The sequence below is a fragment of the Geodermatophilus sp. SYSU D00758 genome (genome assembly GCF_054049955.1).
In genome coordinates, this window is sequence record NZ_JBJGYK010000039.1 from 23,261 (window position 1) to 40,398 (window position 17,138).

Consider the following 17,138-nt stretch of genomic DNA (forward strand, 5'->3'; position numbering starts at 1 on the left):
GCCGCAGGCGGGTGAGGTGGGGGTCAGACCGGGTCGCGGGCGATGGGGCAGGACATGCACCGGGGCCCGCCGCGGCCGCTGCCGAGCTCGGAGCCGGCGATGCGGACCACCTCGATGCCGGCGGCCTCGAGCGCGGCGTTGGTGACGGTGTTGCGCTCGTAGGCCACGGCCAGCCGCGGCGCGAGCGCCAGGGTGTTGTTGCCGTCGTCCCACTGCTCGCGCTCGGCGGTCACCGGGTCCAGGCCGGTGTCGATGACCCGCAGCCGGTCGATGCCCATCGCGGCGGCCGCGGCCCGCAGGAACGGCTCGGGCCCGCGGACGGCGAGGTCGGTGCCGTCGTCGTCCACCGGCCCGGCTCCGCACTCCCCGGCGGTGACCGTCCAGGCGACCAGCGAGTCGGCGACCGCCGGGTACATGACCATCGCGTCGACGTCGACCATCGTCGCGATGGTGTCCAGGTGCATGGTCGCCCGCTGCTGGGCGATCGGGACGACGAGCACCGCGTGCGCCAGCCCCCGGGCGAACAGGCGCCGGGCCAGCCGCTCGGCCCCGCCGGGCGTGGTCCGCTCGCCGACCCCCACGGCGACCACCCCCGGGGCCAGCAGCAGCACGTCCCCGCCCTCGAGGTGCTCCAGGGACGCGTCGTAGAGCTGCTCGGAGCCGGCGAAGCGCGGGTGGTGGGCGTACACGGCGGCGGTGATGGTGCTCTCCCGGTGCCGGGCCGGCATGGCCAGCGAGGTGACCGCCACCTGGTCGCCCACCCACACCGAGGAGTCGCGGGTGAACAGCAGGTTGGGCAGCGGGGGGACGACGAACTCGCCGCGGTCCATGACCTCGTAGGCCAGCCCGCGGCCACCGGGCAGCTCGTCGTGCGCGAGGCCGGCGACCAGCGCGGTCGCGAGGTCCTCGGGGGCCAGGCCGGCCAGGTGGTCGCGGGTCGCCCGCTGCAGGGTGGCGCCCAGCCGCGGGTCGTCGACGGCCGCGGCGATGAGCTCCGCTCGGGCGGCGGGGAAGGAGAGGACCTCGGCGAGCAGCCGGTCCAGGTGCAGCACCTCGACCCCGCGGTCGGTGAGCGCGGCGGCGAAGGCGTCGTGCTCCTCCTGCGCCCGTTTCACCCAGGGCACGCCGTCGAAGAGCAGCTGGTCGTTGTTGCGCGGGGTGAGCCGGCGCAGCTCGGCGCCGGGGCGGTGCAGCACGACGGTGCGCAGCCGGCCGACCTCGCTGGTCGCGCCGAGGGGGGCGGGGTCCATGCCGGAAGGCTGGCACAGGGCCGCCCCGCCGGCCGGTCACCGGGCGGTGCGGACCTCGTCGCCGTGCACCGTGATCGCGTAGATGACCAGGACGTTGAAGGCGATCATCAGGACCGACCACCACGGGTAGGCGGGCAGGAACGCCAGGTTCGCCATGATGACGAGGACGGCGACGGTGATGCCGGCCAGCCGGGCGAACACGGTGCCGAGGGTCAACCCCCAGCCGGTGAGGACGGCGACCACCCCGAGCGCCAGGTGGAACCAGCCCCAGACCTCGAAGTCGGCGCTGACCACCAGCCCGCGCCGGGTCACGGCGTAGAAGTCCTCGTCGAGGAGCGCGGTGAGGCCCTGCAGCACGGCGAAGACGCCGACCACGCACAGCATCACCGCCGCGAAGACCAGGTACGCCGCCCAGCCCGCCCGGTCCCCGCCCGCGCCGTAGGTGCCGATCCCCGCCTGCGCCTGCCAGTTCGCCTCCCGGCCCGGCTGGGGCGTGCCCTGTGCTGCCATCGCTCCTCCTGGTGGTGGGTCCTGGTGGTGAGTCCTGGTGGCGAGGTGGTCCCGGGCAGCGTCGGCCCGGCCCGTCGGCGCCCGCCTCCTACCGCGCGGACGATCCGCGACCGGTCCGGATAGGGTCCGCGGGCCGGGGGACGACGGTGTCCGCCCGGGTGAGGAGACGGCGTGGACCTGGAGACGGCGTGGACCTGTTCGACCTGACCGGCAAGGTGGCCCTGGTGACCGGGGGGACCCGCGGCATCGGCCTCATGATGGCCCGCGGGCTGCTGCAGGCCGGGGCCTCGGTGTACATCAGCTCGCGCAAGCCCGAGGCCGGCGAGGCCGCGGCCGCCGAGCTCGCGGCGTTCGGGCGGGTCGAGTCGATCCCGGCCGACGTCTCGACCGAGGACGAGTGCCGGCGGCTGGCCGCCGAGGTCGCCGCCCGCGAGGAGCGGCTGCACGTGCTGGTCAACAACGCCGGTGCCACCTGGGGCGCGCCGTTCGCCGAGTTCCCCGCCTCGGCCTGGGACAAGGTGCTCGACCTCAACCTCAAGGCCCCGTTCTTCCTCACCCGCGCCTGCCTGCCGCTGCTGGAGGCCGCGGCGAGCGACGACGACCCGGCGCGGGTGGTCAACGTGGGCAGCATCGACGGGCTGCACGTGCCCTCGCTGCCCACCTACTCGTACTCGGCGAGCAAGGCCGGCGTGCACCAGCTGACCCGGGTGCTGGCCCGCGAGCTCGGGCCGAAGCGGGTCACCGTCAACGCCGTCGCGCCGGGGCCGTTCGAGTCCAAGATGATGGCGGCCACGCTGGCCGCGCACGGGGACGAGATCGCCGCCTCCTCGCCGCTGGGCCGGATCGGCCGCCCCGACGACATGGCCGGCGTCGTCGTGTACCTGGCCAGCCGGGCCGGCGCCTACGTCACCGGCGCGGTCATCCCGGTCGACGGCGGCCGGGCAACCACCCTGTAGCGCTTCCCCGACGCCGCTCCCGGGCCTAGCCTTGAGACACGGGTCGCCGGCGTCAGCACCGGCAGCCCGTCAGGCAGGGCCCGGCGATCCGCCGGCCTGCGGCCGCGCGGACGGGCCCGGCAGAAGGACTGCCAGGGGGTAGCGATGTCGTGGCGGATCAAGGCCAGGTACTACGAGGCATGCAACTGCGCGTACGGGTGTCCGTGCAATATGAGCGGTTTCCCGACGCACGGCTTCTGTGAGGGCAGCGTCGCCTTCCACGTGGTGGAGGGCGAGCGGGACGGCGTGGACCTCGCCGGTGCCAAGGTGGCCATCGGGGTCCAGTGGCCCGGCGCCATCCACGAGGGCAACGGCAGGGCAGCCGTGTTCATCGACGCCGACGAGGAGCAGCGCCAGGCGCTCGTCCCCATCCTGACCGCCGAGGATCCAGGGCTCCCGTGGGAGATCCTGGCCTCGACCCTGACCGAGCTGCACGGCCCCTTCTTCGAGACCGTCGAGATCGAGGACGCCGGGACGGACTCGCGCATCCGCGTCGCGGACAAGGTCGACATCCGGCTGCAGAGCTTCACCAACCCGGTGACGGGCGAGAAGCACGAGGCCCACATGGTGCTCCCGGGCGGCTTCATCTTCACCGACGGGCTCATCGGCACCAGCTCGGCCAACCGGGTGTCGGCGGACGGCGTCTCCTTCGACCACGCCGGCAACAACGCGTACTACTCCGAGGTCGAGTGGTCGAGCGAGAACCGCATGGCACCGGCGAACGCAGCGGGCAGGTTCGCCTGAGGGGTTCCGCGGCCCGGTGGGCCGGTGCCCACCGGGCCACCCGGTCTCGGGAGGGGGAGCGATGGCGACGGTGCCGTACGGCGCCGCGCGGAGCGGCGAAGACCCGCGGTGGTCGTACCGGGACGTGGAACGCCGCACCCTCGGGGGCACGGCGGTCGTGCTGCTCGGTCTGGCGGCGGCGGCCTGGTGGGTGACGGTCGACCGCGCCGGCGGCATGACCTCGATGGTCGACGGCCTGGCCGACGTCGGCCGGGCCATGCCCTTCGAGATGGGAGCGGCACTCTTCTTCTCGATGTGGACCGCGATGATGGTGGCGATGATGTTCCCGACCGTCGCCCCGGTCGTCGCCGTGCACCGCATGGTGATGCGGCGGCGCGGGACCGGCCGGCTGCCGACCATCGTGTTCGCCGGTGGCTACCTCGCGGTCTGGGTGTTCCTGGGGATCGTGCCGTTCCTGGTCCTCGTCGGCTTCCGCCAGGTGGCGGAGCCGTCGGCGTGGGTGGCCCGGGGAGCCGGAGCGGTCCTGGTCGTCGCCGGCGCTTACCAGTTCAGCCGCTGGAAGGACACGTGCCTGCGGGCCTGTCGCAGTCCGCTGACCTTCCTGGCCACCCACGACTTCGGCGGCGGTCACCGGGCAGCCGCCCGGGTCGGCGCATCCCACGGGCTGTACTGCGCCGGGTGCTGCTGGGCGCTGATGGCGGTGCTGTTCGTCGTCGGGCTGATGAACCTGGTGTGGATGGCCGTCCTCACGGTCGTCTTCCTCGCGGAGAAGGTGTGGCGGCACGGGGTGGCGCTGACGAGGGTGGTCGGCACCACCCTCGTCGTCACCGGCATCGCCGTCCTCGTCGAGCCCTCGCTGCTCGAGGCCGTCGCAGGCGGCACGGGGCCGGGCCGGGCCATGTGACGTCACCGGGCGGCCGGCGCCGGCTGCCCGGGGCGCCGCGGCCCGGTCAGGCCGACTGCGGGGTGCTGGCCCGGCGGCGCCGGGGACGGCGGGCGGTCTCCTCGGGCACCCGCGCCAGGTGCGACCCGGCCAGCGCCACCTGGTGCGGCGAGCCGACCAGCCGGCCCTGCCGCTGCGCGCCCAGCCAGAACTCGCGGGCGGCCACGGTGTCGCCGGTGCGCTCGGCGATCCGGCCGAGCAGCTCGTCGTAGGCGCCGAGGCTGAACGACGGCGTCCCGAGCACCGCCTGCCGGCCACGGAACGGGTGCAGCTGCACGGTGGCCATCTCGATCTCCGGCTCGTCGCCGATGTGCAGCGCGACCTCGGCCTGCAGCAGGGTGGCCACGTCACTGGCCCAGTCGCGCACCTGGGCCTGCCCCCACCGCTTGCGCAGCCGCCGGGCCTCGGCGGGGTCCCCGGACTCGGCGGCCGCCACCACGGCCATGAGCTGCAGCAGCGGGTTGCCCTCGTCGCCGGTCTCGACGAGCAGGTCGATCGCCTCGGGCAGGCGGTGGTCGCCCCGGCGCAGGGTGAACTGGTGCGCCGCGTACGCGTGCCGGGCGTGCGGCGTGACCCTGCGGTAGAGCTCGTAGGCCTCGGTGGTCAGCTCCTCGGCGCGCGCGGCGTCCCCGCGCAGCCAGGCCGCCCCGGCCTGCTGCCAGAGCACGTGCGGGCGGACCTCCGGCCCGGAGATGGAGATCGACAGCCGGCGGCCGGCGTCCATGTCGGCCTCGAAGCCGCGCAGGTCGCCCAGGTGCAGCCGGATCGCCGCCCGGTGCAGCCGGGCGTAGAACTCGGTGCGCCGCGGCAGCCCGCGCCCGGCCAGCCCGAGCGCCTCGTCGGTGGCCGCCAGGCGCAGCTCGGCGGCGCCGGGGCGGCCCCACACGGCGAGGGAGTAGTTGTTCAGCGTGCGGCCCAGCAGGTCGGCGTCGCCGACGGCCCGCGCGAGCTCGACCGCCCGCTGCGCGTACCGCGGGCCCCGCTGCAGGTCGGCGCTGAACGCCAGCTCCACGCCCAGGGTGCCCAGCAGGCGGGCGGTGAGCCGGTCGCGCTCCACGGGGGTGGCCTCCGGCGCGATGTCGTCGGCGTGCGCGAGGAGGTCCTCCAGCAGGGCCACCATCTCGTCGTCCACCACGCCGTGCGGCCGCCAGTTCCACAGCGTCGGCGAGCCCCACACCGCGGCGGACTCCAGCAGGCAGCGGCGGTCGTCCAGCTCCCGCGCGACGGCGATGGCCTCGGCGACCACCTCCCGGGCCTCGGTGCGCGAGCCGCTGCGCAGCAGGTCGTTGCCCAGGGTGGTGAGCAGGTCGTGGCGGGTGCGGGCGGCGTCGGGGGCGGTGGGGTCGAGCAGCGACAGGGCGCGGCGCAGGTGGGCGGCGGCCTCGCCGTGCGCCAGCCGGGCCCGGGCGATCCGCGCGGCCTCGGTGGACCAGCGCCGGGCCGCGTCCGGGCCGGTCACCGGCACCGCCTCGACGGCGTGGTGGGCCAGCCGCTCGACCAGCGTGTCGTCGGGGCGCCCGCCGGCCCGCTGCTCCAGCGCGGCGGCGACCCGCGCGTGCAGGCGGGCGCGGCGCAGCCGGGGGAGGTCCTCGTGCAGCACCTCCTGCACGAGCGCGTGGGCGAACCGCCAGGTCCACGGGTGGGTGCCCTCGACCACGAGGCCCGCGGCCAGCGCGCCGTCCAGGGCGGCCAGGGCCTCCTCGGCGTCCACGCCGGCGGCCTCCAGGAGGTCCAGCGGCACCTCACGGCCGGCGACCGCGGCGAGCTCCAGCACCTGCCGGGTGCCCGCCGGCAGCCGGCCCAGCCGGCCGCGCAGCACCTCACCGACCGACGGCGGCACCGGCACCCGGTCCAGGTGCAGGTCGCGGGCGCCGGCCATCCACCGGGCCAGCTCGACGACGAAGAACGGGTTGCCGGCGGTGCGGTCGTGCACCGCCGCGGCGAGGGTGCGGTCGCCGACCGAGCCGAGCGGGCCGGCCATGAGCGCGGCGACCGCGTCGGTGGACAGGCCCGCCAGGCGCAGCCGGCTGGCGGCGGGCTCGCGGGCCAGCCGGGCCAGGCAGTCGGTGACCGCCTCCGGCAGGTCCTCGCCGACCGTCCGGACGGTGACCACCACCAGCAGCGGCGCCCGCGGCAGGTGGCGGGCGAGCAGGCCCAGCAGCTGCACCGAGGTGGTGTCGGCGCCCTGCAGGTCGTCGAGGACGACGAGCACCGGGCGGGTGGCCGCCGCGGTCAGCCGGGCGCGGAGGTCCTGGAACAGCCGGAACCGGGCGGCGTCGGCGTCGGCCTCCTCGGGCAGCGGGTCCAGCTGCGCCTGGCCCAGCTGCTCGAGCACCTGGGTCCACGGCCACAGCGGCGGGGCCCCGGCGTCGTCCGCGCAGCGGCTCCAGGCGACCGACCAGCCGGCCGCCCGGCCGGCGTCGGCGGCGGCCTCGGCCAGCCGCGTCTTGCCGATCCCGGCCTCCCCGCCGAGGACGACGACGCCGGCCCGCCCGGCGGCCGCGGCCTCGGTGGCGGCGCGCAGGTGGGCCAGCTCCGGCTCGCGGCCGACCAGGGTCTCGGCGCCCGGGGCGGCGGCGGGCACCGGCGCGGGCGGGGGGACGACGGAGAGCACCGGGCGGGGCAGCCGCTCGGTCAGCTTCGGGTCCTGGGTGAGCACCGCCCGCTCCAGGTCGCGCAGCTCCGGGCCGGGGTCGATGCCCAGCTCGTCGCGCAGCAGCTCGGTGCAGCGACGCAGCGCGTCGAGGGCGTCGGCCTGCCGGTCGGCGGCGTAGAGGGCGGTGACCAGGCGGGCCCACAGCCGCTCGCGCAGCGGGTGCTCGGTGACCAGGTGCTGCAGGTCGGTGACGGCCGAGTCCGCCCGGCCCATGGCCAGCAGCGCGTCGCAGCGCCGCTCCCGGGCGCGCACGTGCAGCTCGGTCAGCCGCAGCCGGTCGGTGGCCGCGGTCGGGGTGTCGCCGAGCTCGGGCAGCGGCTCGCCGCGCCAGAGCTCCAGCGCGCGGTCCAGCAGCGCCACGCCGCGGGGCGGGTCGCCGGCCTCGACGGCGCGGTCGCCCTCCTCGACCAGGGAGGTGAAGCGGAGGGTGTCGAGGTCGGCGGGGTCGACCTGCAGCAGGTAGCCCGGTGGGCGGGTGAGCAGCACCTTCGGTGCCTCGCGCGGGCCGCGGTCGGGCTCGAGCACCCGGCGCAGGTGGGAGACGTAGGCCTGCAGGGTGCCGGTGACGGTGGGCGGTGGCTCGTCGCCCCACAGGGTGGCCACGATGCGGTCGATGGCCACGGCCCGGTTGGCCTCGGCCAGCAGGAGGGCGAGCAGCGCCCGGGGCTTGGCGCCGCCGACGTCCAGCGGCGAGCCGGCGGGACCCGTGACCTCGAGCGGCCCGAGGACGCGGTATCGCACGAGGCGGGATCCTCCCAGGTCGGGGCCGTCCGCGGGAGGCATCCCGGCACGGTGCGGTGCCGCAACCGCGCTCAAGCGCGCTGCAAGTGCGGGTCAAGTGCTGCCGGACACGCTCCCGGCGTCCCGATCGAGAAGCCCGCGGCGAGAGCGCCGCGCCCGTCCAGCGAGGAAACGCCCGCCATGACCCAGGCACCCGCCACCGGCACCGCGCCCGCCGCCGACACCGTCCCCGCCCCGCGCACCGCCCCCGACGCCCCGCCGGCCATCAGCGCCGCCGACGTCGACGCGCTGCGCAGCCGCGTGCACGGCCCGGTCTACGCCGCCGGCGACGAGGGCCTCGCCGCCGAGGTGTTCGCCTGGAACGTCGCCGTCACCCACACCCCCGCCGTCGCGGTGGGCGCCACCTGCGCCGCCGACGTCGCCGCCGCCGTCTCCTGGGCCGTCGAGCACGGCCGGACGGTCGCCGTCCAGGCCACGGGCCACGGCCCGGTCCGCAACGCCGACGGCGCCGTGCTGGTCACCACCCGCCGCATGCAGGGCGTGAGCATCGACCCGGTCCGCCGCACCGCCCGCGTCGAGGCCGGCGTGACGTGGGACAAGGTGCTCGCGGCCGCCGCCGAGCACGGCCTCACCGGGCTGTGCGGGTCCTCGTCCGGCGTCGGCGTGGTGGGCTACACCCTGGGCGGCGGCGTCGGCTCGCTCGGCCGCCGCTTCGGGTTCGCCGCCGACCACGTGCTGTCGGTCGACCTGGTCACCGCCGACGGCGCGCTGCGCACCGTGTCCGCCGACACCGAGCCCGACCTGTTCTTCGCCGTCCGCGGGGGCAAGGGCAACCTCGGGGTCGTCACCTCGATGGAGTTCGGGCTGGTGCCGGTGAGCACGGTCGTCGGCGGCGGGCTGTTCTTCGACGCCGCGGACGCCGCCGCCGTCCTGCACGCCTGGCGCACCTGGGCGCCCGCGCTGCCCGAGGAGGTGGCCACCTCGATCGCCGTCCTCCGGCTGCCCCCGGCCGACGAGCTGCCCGAGCCGGTGCGCGGGAAGACCGTCGTCCACCTGCGTTACGCGTACTGCGGCGCGGACCTCGCGGAGGGCGAGCGGCTGGTCGAGCCGGTGCGCGCGGCCGGGCGGGTGCTGCTCGGCGGGATCGGCCCGATGCCGGCCACCGCGATGGACGCCGTCCACATGGACCCGAAGGACCCGATGCCCGGCTGGGAGAAGGGCATGCTGCTGGCCGAGCTGCCCGCCGAGGCGGTCGACGCCTTCCTCGCCGGCGTCGGCCCCCAGGTCGAGGTGCCGCTGGTCATGGCCGAGATCCGGCTGATGGGCGGCGCGCTGGCCCGGCAGCCGAGGGTGCCCGACGCCGTGGCCGGCCGGGGCAGCGCCTTCTCCGTGCTCGTGCTCGGCCCGGCGGTACCGGAGCTGGCCGAGGTGCTGCCGCACGTCGGCCGGGGGGTGCTCGCCGCGCTGCGGCCGTGGGCCGCCCCCGGGTGCATGGTCAACTTCCTCGGCGAGGTCAGCGGCCCGGCCGAGGTGGCCGCCGCCTACCCGCCGGCCGTCGCCGAGCGGCTGCTCGCGGTCAAGGCCGCGGTGGACCCGGCGGGCGTCTTCTCCCACGGGTACGCCCTCGACCCGGCCGCGCCGGCACCCGCCGTCCCGGCCGGGCGTGGCTGACCCGGGTCCCCGGCGGCTGCCCCGCTCCCTGCGCCGCCGGCGGGGGTCCGTGGCAGCGCCCGACCCCGGGGACGCGGAGCCCCGTCCCCGACCCCCGGCCGACGAGGCCGGCACCGACTCCTCCGGATCCGCCGTGGACCCGCGGACCTGAGGGGGCTCACCGATGATCAGCTGACCTGGTCATCGGGGGTCCTGGCTCACCACCGGTGGTGAGCCAGGACCCCCATCGGTGAGCTGACCTGATCGTCGGCGCCCGCGGCCGCGGCCGGGACGCGGTCGGTCAGTCGGGGAGCAGGACGCCGGGGTTGCAGATCGCGTTCGGGTCCAGCCGCTCCTTGACCGCGCGCAGCGCCTCCACCCCCAGCGGGCCGATCTCGCGCTCCAGCCACGGCCGGTGGTCGGCCCCCACGCCGTGGTGGTGGGTGAGCGTGCCACCGGCGGCCACGAGCGCGTCGGTGACCGCCCGCTTGGCGCCCAGCCACTGCTGCAGCGGCAGGGCGTCGTCCCGGTCGGCCAGCACGGTCACGTACAGCGAGGCGCCGGTCGGGTAGGCGTGCGACACGTGGCTCAGCACCAGCGGCGGCCGGTCCGGCCGCCCCAGGGCCTGCCGCAGCGACCGGCGGACGGCGTCGTACACGGTGGGCAGCGCCGTCCAGGTGGCCGCCGTCTCCAGCGTCTCCACCAGCAGCCCGGCGTCGAGCAGCGAGTCGCGCAGGTAGGGCGCCCCGAACCGGTGCCTGCGCCACGACTCGCCGACCCGGCTGCCCAGCCGGACCGCGCCGCCGTCGCGCAGCACCGACGCCGCGGCCCGCATCCGGGCCCGCACCAGCGGCGGCAGCCCCTCCCAGCCGACCACGAGCAGGCAGCCCTCGCCGCGCCGCCGGGCCCGCAGCGACCCGCGCAGCGCCCGGGCGCCCACGCCCGAGGACATGAGCAGGTTCGCCCGCGTCTCGTCGCCGTCGGAGAGCCGGACGACGTCGGGCAGCAGGTCGTGCCGCGCCAGCCGCTGCAGCGCCGCCAGCCCGCCGGCCCAGGTCCGGAACGACCAGCCCTCGTACGCGGTCGCCCGCGGACGGGGCCGCACCCGCAGCCGCAGCTCGGTGATCACCCCGAGCGCGCCCTCCGAGCCCAGGGCCAGGCCCAGCAGGTCCGGCCCGGCCGCCGACGACGGCGGCGACCCCAGCTCCAGCACCCCCGACGGCGTGGCCAGCGTCAGCCCGGCCACCAGGTCGTCGAACCGGCCCACCCCGGTCGAGGCCTGCCCGGCCGACCGGGTCGCCGCGTACCCGCCGAGGGTGGCGAACTCGTAGCTCTGCGGCAGGTGGCCCAGGGTCAGCCCGTGCCCGGCCAGGGCGTCCTCGAGGGCGGGGGCCCGCATGCCCGGCCCGACGGTGACCAGCGACGAGGGGACGTCGACCTCGCGGACGGACGACATCCGCCGCAGGTCCACCGACACCGACGGGCGGTCGTCGACGTCGATGCCCGACAGCCCGCCGACCACGCTGGTCCCGCCGCCGTAGGGGACGACGACCACGCCCATCTCGCTGCAGGTCGCCAGCAGCGCCGCGGTCTGCCCGGTGTCAGCCGGGGTGACCACGGCGTCCGGGGCGTCGGAGGCGTCGCCGGAGCGCCGGCGCAGCAGGTCGAGGTAGCTGCGCCCGCCGGCGTGCCGCAGCCGCGCCTCCCGGTCGGTGCGGACGTCGTCCTCGCCGAGCAGGTCGACCAGCCGCTGCCGGCACCCCTCGGCCAGCCGGGACGGTGGCAGCCGGATCTCCTCCAGCGGCGCCGGGCGGGTGGTGCGCGGGGTCCAGCCCAGCTCGCGGGCCAGGTGCCGGCGCGCGGCCTTGGGCAGCACCTCGGCGAGGTCGGGGTAGGGGGCCAGCTCCAGCGTGCGCGCCTCGCCGCTGCCGTCGCCGCTCGCCGGCACCGTCGCGTCGCGGGGGCGGGCCGGCGGGCCCCAGCCCTGGATGGTCAGTTCGGGCTGCTCGGGCACGGCTACAGTCTGCCGGGTGCTGGCGGTCGGCCCGGACTCCGCAACGGGTGCCCTCTCCCCGCGCCGCCGTGCCGCCGACCTCGACGCGGTCGCGGGCGCGGCGGTCGACCTCGTGGTGGTCGGGGGCGGGGTGACCGGGGCCGGCGTGGCCCTGGACGCCGCGAGCCGCGGGCTGTCGGTGGTCCTGCTCGAGCGCGCCGACCTCGCCGCCGGCACCAGCCGCTGGTCGTCGAAGCTGGTGCACGGCGGGCTGCGCTACCTGGCGCACGGCGAGGTCGGGCTGGCCCGGGAGAGCGCCCGGGAGCGCGCCGTCCTCATGGGGACGACGGCGCCGCACCTGGTCCGCCCGCTGCCCTTCCTCGTCCCGGACGTGGCCGGGCGGGACGCCACCGCGCTGGCCGCGCTCGGCGGGCGGCTCGGCGACGCGGTGCGCGCGTCGGTCATGGGCGGTCGCGGGTCGCTGCCGCGCACCCGGCGGGTCGGCCCGGCCGAGACCGCCCGGCTGGCCCCGGCGGTGCGCGGCCGGCGCGGCGGCGTCGTCTTCTGGGACGGCCAGCTCACCGACGACGCCCGGCTCGTCGTCGCGCTGACCCGCACCGCCGCGTCCCTGGGCGCCCACGTGCTCACCGGGGCGACGGTGCGGGCGGTGGACGGCGACTCGGTGCACGTCGAGATGGACGACGGCGAGGCGCTGCCGGTGCGCGCCCGCGCGGTGGTCAACGCGACCGGGGTGTGGGCGTCGACCCTGGCGCCCGGCGTGCGGCTGCTGCCCTCCCGGGGCTCGCACCTGGTCCTGCCCGCCGAACGGCTGGGCTCGCCGCCGGCGGCGCTCACCGTGCCGCTGCCGGGCTCGCGGTCCCGGTACGTGTTCGCGCTGCCGCAGCCGGGCGGGCTGGTGCACCTCGGGTTGACCGACGAACCGGTCCCCGGCCCGGTGGGGGACGACGACCCGCGGCCGGCACCGGAGGAGGTCGCCCGTCTGCTGGCCACGGTCAACCGGGTGCTGGCCGACCCGCTCACCGAGGCCGACGTCCTCGGCTCCTACGCCGGGCTGCGGCCGCTGGTGCTGCCCGGCGGGCGCGGGCAGCGCGCTCCCGGCACCCCACCGGGGGCCACGGCAACCGCCGACCTCTCGCGCCGGCACCTGCTGGCGTGGGACGGGGCGGTCCTCACCGTCGTCGGCGGCAAGCTGACCACCTACCGCGCGATGGCCGAGGAGGCGGTGGACGCGGTCGTGGCCCGGCTGGGCCGCGGGGCGGCGCGCTCGCGGACGCCCCGGCTGCCGCTGGTCGGCGCCGCGCCCCGGGTGGCGCTGGCCCGGGTGGCCGCGTCGCCGCGGCTGGTGGCCCGCTACGGCACCGAGGCCCCGGTCGTGGCCGCGCTGGGGGAGGAGCCGGTGGTGCCGGGCCGGCCGGAGACGGTGGGGGAGCTGCGGTTCGCCGTCCGGGCCGAGGGGGCGCGCTCCGTCGCCGACCTGCTCGACCGGCGGGTGCGGCTGGGGCTGGTGCCCGCCGACCGCGAGCGCGCCGTGCCCGTGGCCGAGGCGGTGCTGGCCGAGCGGGCCTGACCGACCCCGGCTCCCGGGGTGCGCACGGTCAGGTCTCCTCGGGGGCCGGCTGGTCCCGCTGCGCGTCGAGGGCCAGCAGCGCCCGCTGGATGCCGACCGCCACCGCGCACAGCGCCAGGTAGCCGGGGTCGTCGTCGACCGTCGTCCGCCGCAGCCGGTCGACGAGGGCGTCGAGCGCGTCGCTGGCCACGTGGACCCGGTGGTCCCGGTCGTCGGGGCGGACCCCGCCGACGTCGTGGTACGGGGTCCGCACCACCCCGGCCAGCCCGTCGAGCGCGTCGGCGAGCCGGGTCGCGGTGCCGAGGTCCGGCTGCTCCCCGCCGCGGCGGTGCGGCTCGTACTCGGCGACCAGCGTGGTCACGTCGTCCAGCAGGACGGCGACCCGGTCCAGGGCCCGCGACTCCTCCCGCACCCGGTCGGCCGACCGCCGCCACCGGCGTTCCCGGGGGTTGGCCCGGCGGGCCCGCTCGACGGTGCGCTCGGCGTCGCGCATGCGGTCGAGCGCGGTGCCCAGCTCCGCGCCCGCGCGCTGCTCCTCGTCGAGGGTGGGGGACCGGCCGGTGCGCAGCTCGGCCGCCGCCCGCTCCAGCCGCTCGGCGACCAGGGCCCGCGTCCGGTCGATCTCGGTCGTCGCGCTGGTCAGCTGCAGCGGGGGGAAGGCGTAGGTGACCAGCACGCCGAGCGCGGCGCCGAGCAGCACCAGCCCCGCGTAGGCCACCGCGTAGTCGAGCGGGTCGCCGGCCCCGAGCAGCAGCATGAACACCGCGGCCACGGGCACCCAGCTGGCGCCCTCGCCCAGCACCCGCCACTGCTCCACGAGGACGGCGAGCACGACCACCAGGGTCAGGGTCAGTGCCCGCGGCAGGGGCTGCGTCGCCCAGAACACCGCCACCGCCAGGCCCGAGCCGAGCACGATGGCCAGCACGGTGCGCCAGGTGGCGCTGGCCGAGTCGGCGACGGTCGGGTGGACGGCGATGATCGCGCCGAGCGGTGCGTAGTACGCGTAGTCCGACAGCGGCGACGGCAGCAGGAGGGCCAGCTGCCAGGCCAGCCCCGCGGCCACCGCCGCCCGGACCGCCTGCTGGACCACGGGGTTGCGCAGCAGTGCGGGCACCCCGTCGAGCATGTCCGCGGGCGGGTCGCCGGAACCCCCGCGTCTCACTAAGTGGGAACGCCGTTCCACCACGTGGACACGATGCGGGAGGCTGCGGGCATGGCCGACACCTACACCCACGGGCACGCCGACGCCGTCCTGGCCTCGCACCGGTGGCGCACCGCGGAGAACAGCGCGGCGTACCTGCTGCCGCACCTGCGCCCGGGGCTCGACCTGCTCGACGTGGGCTGCGGCCCCGGCAGCATCACGGTGGACCTCGCCGCGCGGGTGGCACCGGGGCGCGTGGTGGGGCTCGACGTCTCCCCGGACCCGCTGGCCGAGGCCCGGGCGCTGGCCGACCGGGCCGGCGTGGCGGTCCGGTTCGCGGTCGGGGACGTCTACGCGCTGGAGGCCCCCGACGGCTCGTTCGACGTCGTGCACGCCCACCAGGTGCTGCAGCACCTCACCGACCCCGTGGCCGCGCTGCGCGAGATGGCCCGGGTGTGCCGGCCCGGCGGGCTGGTCGCCGTCCGGGACGTCGACCACGCGGCGGTGACCTGGTACCCCGCCGACCCCGGCCTCGACGACTGGCTCGGCCTCTACTCCCGGGTGGCGCGCCGCAACGGCGCGGAGCCCGACGCCGGCCGCCGGCTGCTGGCCTGGGCGCACGCCGCCGGCCTGCACGACGTCACCGCGAGCACGAGCTCCTGGTGCTGGGCCACGCCCGCCGAGCGCGGGTGGTGGGGGACGTCGTGGGCCGGCCGCGCGACCGCGTCGTCCTTCGCCGAGCAGGCCGTCGCCTACGGGCTGGCCGACCGGGAGCGGCTGGAGGCGGTCGCCGCGGCGTGGCGGCGGTGGGCGGCCGCGGACGACGGCTGGCTCGGCATGCTGCACGGCGAGCTGCTGATCCGGGTGTGACCCGCGAGAGCTGCACCCCGCCCCCGCGGGAGAGGAAGCCATGCCCACGTCAGGGCTCCCGTGACAGGGGTACGGCTTCCTTCCCCGCGCTCACCCGTTCCCGCGCTCACCGGCCGGGAGCGACGCGGGCGCTCGGGCGGCGCCGACCCGCGGTCAGCGGGCCGCGGCCACCAGCGGCGCCCGGCGCGGGTAGAGGTGCTGCTCCACGCAGTCGACGAGGAAGGCGGCCAGGTCGGCCCGGCTGATCCGGGTGCCCCGGCAGGACTCCGACGCGTGGTGCTCCACGCGGCCGGTGGCCGGGCCGTCGGTGAGCCGGGGCGGGCGGACCAGCGTCCAGTCCAGGTCGCTGGCGGCGAACAGCGCGTGCTCGGCGGGCTTGTCGGCGACCACCGCCCCGCCCAGCCGCTGGATCAGCGTCGAGATCAACCGGTCCCGGCGCGACTTGCGGTCACCGGGCACGTCGATGCCGGCGCCGGAGACGCCGACGAACCGGGTCACCCCGGCCTGCTGCAGCACCGGCACGAGCGCGGCGGCGGTGTCGCGGTGCAGGGTGGGGTCCTTGTCCACCGGACCCAGGGCCGAGACCACCGCGTCGACCCCGGCGGTCAGCTCGGCCAGGGCCGCGGCGTCCCGGGCGTCGCTGCGGACCACGCGGACCGACGCGGCGGCGTCCCCCAGCTTCGCGGGGTCGCGGGCGAGCACGGCCACGTCGTGGCCGCGGCGGAGCAGTTCGGCGACGACGGCCCGGCCGGTGCGGCCGGTGCCGCCGAGGACGGCGACCTTCACGACACTCCTCCAGGGGTGGGTTCCCACGCCGCGCGTTCGCGGGTGAGGGTCTGCCGCACGGTGGCCGGTGCCCGGCCGGTGACCGTGCGGACGTCGTCGGTGAGCCCGGCGGCCAGCCCCAGCCGCGCGGTCGTGTAGATCGCGGCGGTCACGGCGGCCATGCCGAGGGGCATGCCGAGCTCGCGCCGGGCGTGCCGCAGCCAGCCGGCCGGGCCGGGGTCGCGGTAGGTGATCCGCCGGCCGAGCACCTCGGTGAGCACGCCGGCGACCTCGAGGTAGCCCAGCGCCTCGGGCCCGGTCACCGTCCAGGTGCGGCCGCGGTGCGCGGCGGGGGCGGCCAAGGCGGCGGCGGCCACCGCGGCGACGTCGCGGACGTCGACGAACGCGGTGCGGCCCGCGCCGGCCGGGACGACGATCTCGTCGCGGTCCCGGATGTCGGCCGCGTGCGTGGTCGCGAGGTTCTGCGTGAAGAAGGACGGCCGGACGAACGTCCAGCCGAGCCCGGAGCCGCGCAGCCAGCGCTCCACGGTGGCGTGCGGGACGACGCGCAGCCGCTCCGCGCCCTGCAGGGAGAGGAACACGACGTGGCGGACCCCGGCGTCGCGGGCCGCCGCCACCGCGGGCAGCAGGTCCCGGCGGACGTTCCCGACCGCGGGTGGCCGCAGCAGGAACAGCGTGCGGACCCCCGCGAAGGCGTCGTCCCAGGTGGCCGGGTCGGTGAGGTCGAGGCCGACCTCGTCGGCCGCCGGCGCGGGGCGCGGCCGCACCGCCCGGCGCACCTCGGTGCCGGTGCCGGCCAGCTCGGCGACGACGGCCCGCCCCACGGTGCCGGAGGATCCGGTGACCAGCACGACCACGTATGTACGGTACATGCAGTAGGGGAGGGTGGGTGGCCGACGACTCCGACCTGGTCCGGGTGGACCGCGCGCTGCTGCGGCTGCGGCGGATGTGGGACGCCCCGGCCGGCATCGAGCACGAGGGCGCGCTCGTCGAGGGCTCGACGCTGCTGGTGTGCCTCGCCGTGGCCGAGGGGCGCGCGGCCGGGGAGGTCGGCGTCGTGGAGGTGGCCGGCGCGCTCGGCGTCACCCACTCGACGGCCAGCCGGCTGGTCTCCCGCGCGGTCGAGGCGGGGATGGTGCGGCGGGCGCCGTCGGCCACCGACCCCCGGGGGGGGGGGGGGGGGGGGTGGGCCCCCGGCGGGCGGGGGGTGGGGGGCGGCCGGGTGGTGCGGCGCCGGGGGCCGGGCGGGGGGGTTGGGCGCGGGTAGTGCC

Annotated in this window: 14 protein-coding genes; 7 read left to right on the forward strand and 7 right to left on the reverse strand. The window is 77.6% G+C overall.

Annotation, left to right across the window (positions count from 1 at the left end; all coding sequences use genetic code 11):
• Window positions 1-23: 23 nt before the first annotated feature.
• Window positions 24-1,250: an arginine deiminase gene (locus ACI8AC_RS20790; RefSeq protein ID WP_456899741.1), complete on the reverse strand. Its 1,227-nt coding sequence runs from the start codon at window positions 1,248-1,250 to the stop codon at window positions 24-26.
• 36 nt (window positions 1,251-1,286) lie between these two features.
• Window positions 1,287-1,760 (reverse strand): DUF7144 family membrane protein, encoded by a 474-nt coding sequence (locus ACI8AC_RS20795; RefSeq protein WP_456899742.1) that lies wholly within the window; start codon window positions 1,758-1,760, stop codon window positions 1,287-1,289.
• Between the two features lie 188 nt (window positions 1,761-1,948).
• Between ACI8AC_RS20795 and ACI8AC_RS20800 the strand changes: the two genes are divergently transcribed.
• The 3 genes from ACI8AC_RS20800 (at window position 1,949) to ACI8AC_RS20810 (ending at window position 4,403) form a co-directional block, all read left to right on the forward strand.
• A complete protein-coding gene (locus tag ACI8AC_RS20800) occupies window positions 1,949-2,716 on the forward strand; it encodes an SDR family oxidoreductase (protein ID WP_456899743.1) in 768 nt (255 codons plus the stop codon).
• Between the two features lie 144 nt (window positions 2,717-2,860).
• Window positions 2,861-3,499, forward strand: a complete 639-nt coding sequence (locus ACI8AC_RS20805; protein WP_456899744.1) for a DUF1326 domain-containing protein — start codon at window positions 2,861-2,863, stop codon at window positions 3,497-3,499.
• Window positions 3,500-3,560: 61 nt separating this feature from the next.
• Window positions 3,561-4,403: a DUF2182 domain-containing protein gene (locus ACI8AC_RS20810; RefSeq protein WP_456899745.1), complete on the forward strand. Its 843-nt coding sequence runs from the start codon at window positions 3,561-3,563 to the stop codon at window positions 4,401-4,403.
• A 46-nt stretch (window positions 4,404-4,449) separates the two neighbouring features.
• Here the strand turns inward: ACI8AC_RS20810 and ACI8AC_RS20815 are convergent, their stop codons facing one another.
• The gene (locus ACI8AC_RS20815; RefSeq protein WP_456899746.1) at window positions 4,450-7,839 is read right to left on the reverse strand and encodes a BTAD domain-containing putative transcriptional regulator; all 3,390 of its coding nucleotides are present in this window, start codon (window positions 7,837-7,839) and stop codon (window positions 4,450-4,452) included.
• A gap of 180 nt (window positions 7,840-8,019) precedes the next feature.
• On the opposite strand from ACI8AC_RS20815, the gene ACI8AC_RS20820 reads away from it, so the two are divergent.
• Entirely contained in the window at window positions 8,020-9,510 is a 1,491-nt protein-coding gene (locus tag ACI8AC_RS20820; protein ID WP_456899747.1) for an FAD-binding oxidoreductase, read from the forward strand.
• Window positions 9,511-9,790: 280 nt separating this feature from the next.
• On the opposite strand, the gene ACI8AC_RS20825 is transcribed toward ACI8AC_RS20820, so the two are convergent.
• A complete protein-coding gene (locus ACI8AC_RS20825) occupies window positions 9,791-11,503 on the reverse strand; it encodes an FAD-binding oxidoreductase (protein WP_456899748.1) in 1,713 nt (570 codons plus the stop codon).
• A gap of 16 nt (window positions 11,504-11,519) precedes the next feature.
• Between ACI8AC_RS20825 and ACI8AC_RS20830 the strand changes: the two genes are divergently transcribed.
• The gene (locus tag ACI8AC_RS20830; protein ID WP_456899749.1) at window positions 11,520-13,070 is read left to right on the forward strand and encodes a glycerol-3-phosphate dehydrogenase/oxidase; all 1,551 of its coding nucleotides are present in this window, start codon (window positions 11,520-11,522) and stop codon (window positions 13,068-13,070) included.
• Window positions 13,071-13,098: 28 nt separating this feature from the next.
• Here ACI8AC_RS20830 and ACI8AC_RS20835 read toward each other — a convergent pair whose 3' ends face one another.
• Window positions 13,099-14,184, reverse strand: a complete 1,086-nt coding sequence (locus ACI8AC_RS20835) for an aromatic acid exporter family protein (protein ID WP_456899751.1) — start codon at window positions 14,182-14,184, stop codon at window positions 13,099-13,101.
• A 99-nt stretch (window positions 14,185-14,283) separates the two neighbouring features.
• Here ACI8AC_RS20835 and ACI8AC_RS20840 point away from each other — a divergent pair, with 99 nt between their 5' ends.
• Window positions 14,284-15,081, forward strand: a complete 798-nt coding sequence (locus ACI8AC_RS20840; RefSeq protein WP_456899752.1) for a methyltransferase domain-containing protein — start codon at window positions 14,284-14,286, stop codon at window positions 15,079-15,081.
• Window positions 15,082-15,234: 153 nt separating this feature from the next.
• On the opposite strand, the gene ACI8AC_RS20845 is transcribed toward ACI8AC_RS20840, so the two are convergent.
• Both ACI8AC_RS20845 and ACI8AC_RS20850 read right to left on the reverse strand, forming a co-directional pair.
• On the reverse strand, window positions 15,235-15,867 hold the full coding sequence (locus ACI8AC_RS20845) for an NAD(P)-dependent oxidoreductase (RefSeq protein ID WP_456899753.1): 633 nt from the start codon (window positions 15,865-15,867) through the stop codon (window positions 15,235-15,237).
• On the reverse strand, window positions 15,864-16,739 hold the full coding sequence (locus ACI8AC_RS20850; RefSeq protein WP_456899754.1) for an NmrA family NAD(P)-binding protein: 876 nt from the start codon (window positions 16,737-16,739) through the stop codon (window positions 15,864-15,866). The genes ACI8AC_RS20845 and ACI8AC_RS20850 overlap by 4 nt, the downstream gene beginning before the upstream one ends.
• Before the next feature lie 17 nt (window positions 16,740-16,756).
• Here ACI8AC_RS20850 and ACI8AC_RS20855 point away from each other — a divergent pair, with 17 nt between their 5' ends.
• Window positions 16,757-17,134, forward strand: coding sequence for a MarR family transcriptional regulator (locus tag ACI8AC_RS20855; RefSeq protein WP_456899755.1), 378 nt, complete (start codon window positions 16,757-16,759; stop codon window positions 17,132-17,134).
• Window positions 17,135-17,138: the final 4 nt, after the last annotated feature.

Coding starts and splice junctions, on each gene's coding strand:
- ACI8AC_RS20790 (WP_456899741.1), bottom strand. CDS start 1,250: ATGGACCCCGCCCCCCTCGGCGCGACCAGCGAGGTCGGCCGGCTGCGC.
- ACI8AC_RS20820 (WP_456899747.1), top strand. CDS start 8,020: ATGACCCAGGCACCCGCCACCGGCACCGCGCCCGCCGCCGACACCGTC.
- ACI8AC_RS20795 (WP_456899742.1), bottom strand. CDS start 1,760: ATGGCAGCACAGGGCACGCCCCAGCCGGGCCGGGAGGCGAACTGGCAG.
- ACI8AC_RS20840 (WP_456899752.1), top strand. CDS start 14,284: ATGGCCGACACCTACACCCACGGGCACGCCGACGCCGTCCTGGCCTCG.
- ACI8AC_RS20805 (WP_456899744.1), top strand. CDS start 2,861: ATGTCGTGGCGGATCAAGGCCAGGTACTACGAGGCATGCAACTGCGCG.
- ACI8AC_RS20810 (WP_456899745.1), top strand. CDS start 3,561: ATGGCGACGGTGCCGTACGGCGCCGCGCGGAGCGGCGAAGACCCGCGG.
- ACI8AC_RS20850 (WP_456899754.1), bottom strand. CDS start 16,739: ATGTACCGTACATACGTGGTCGTGCTGGTCACCGGATCCTCCGGCACC.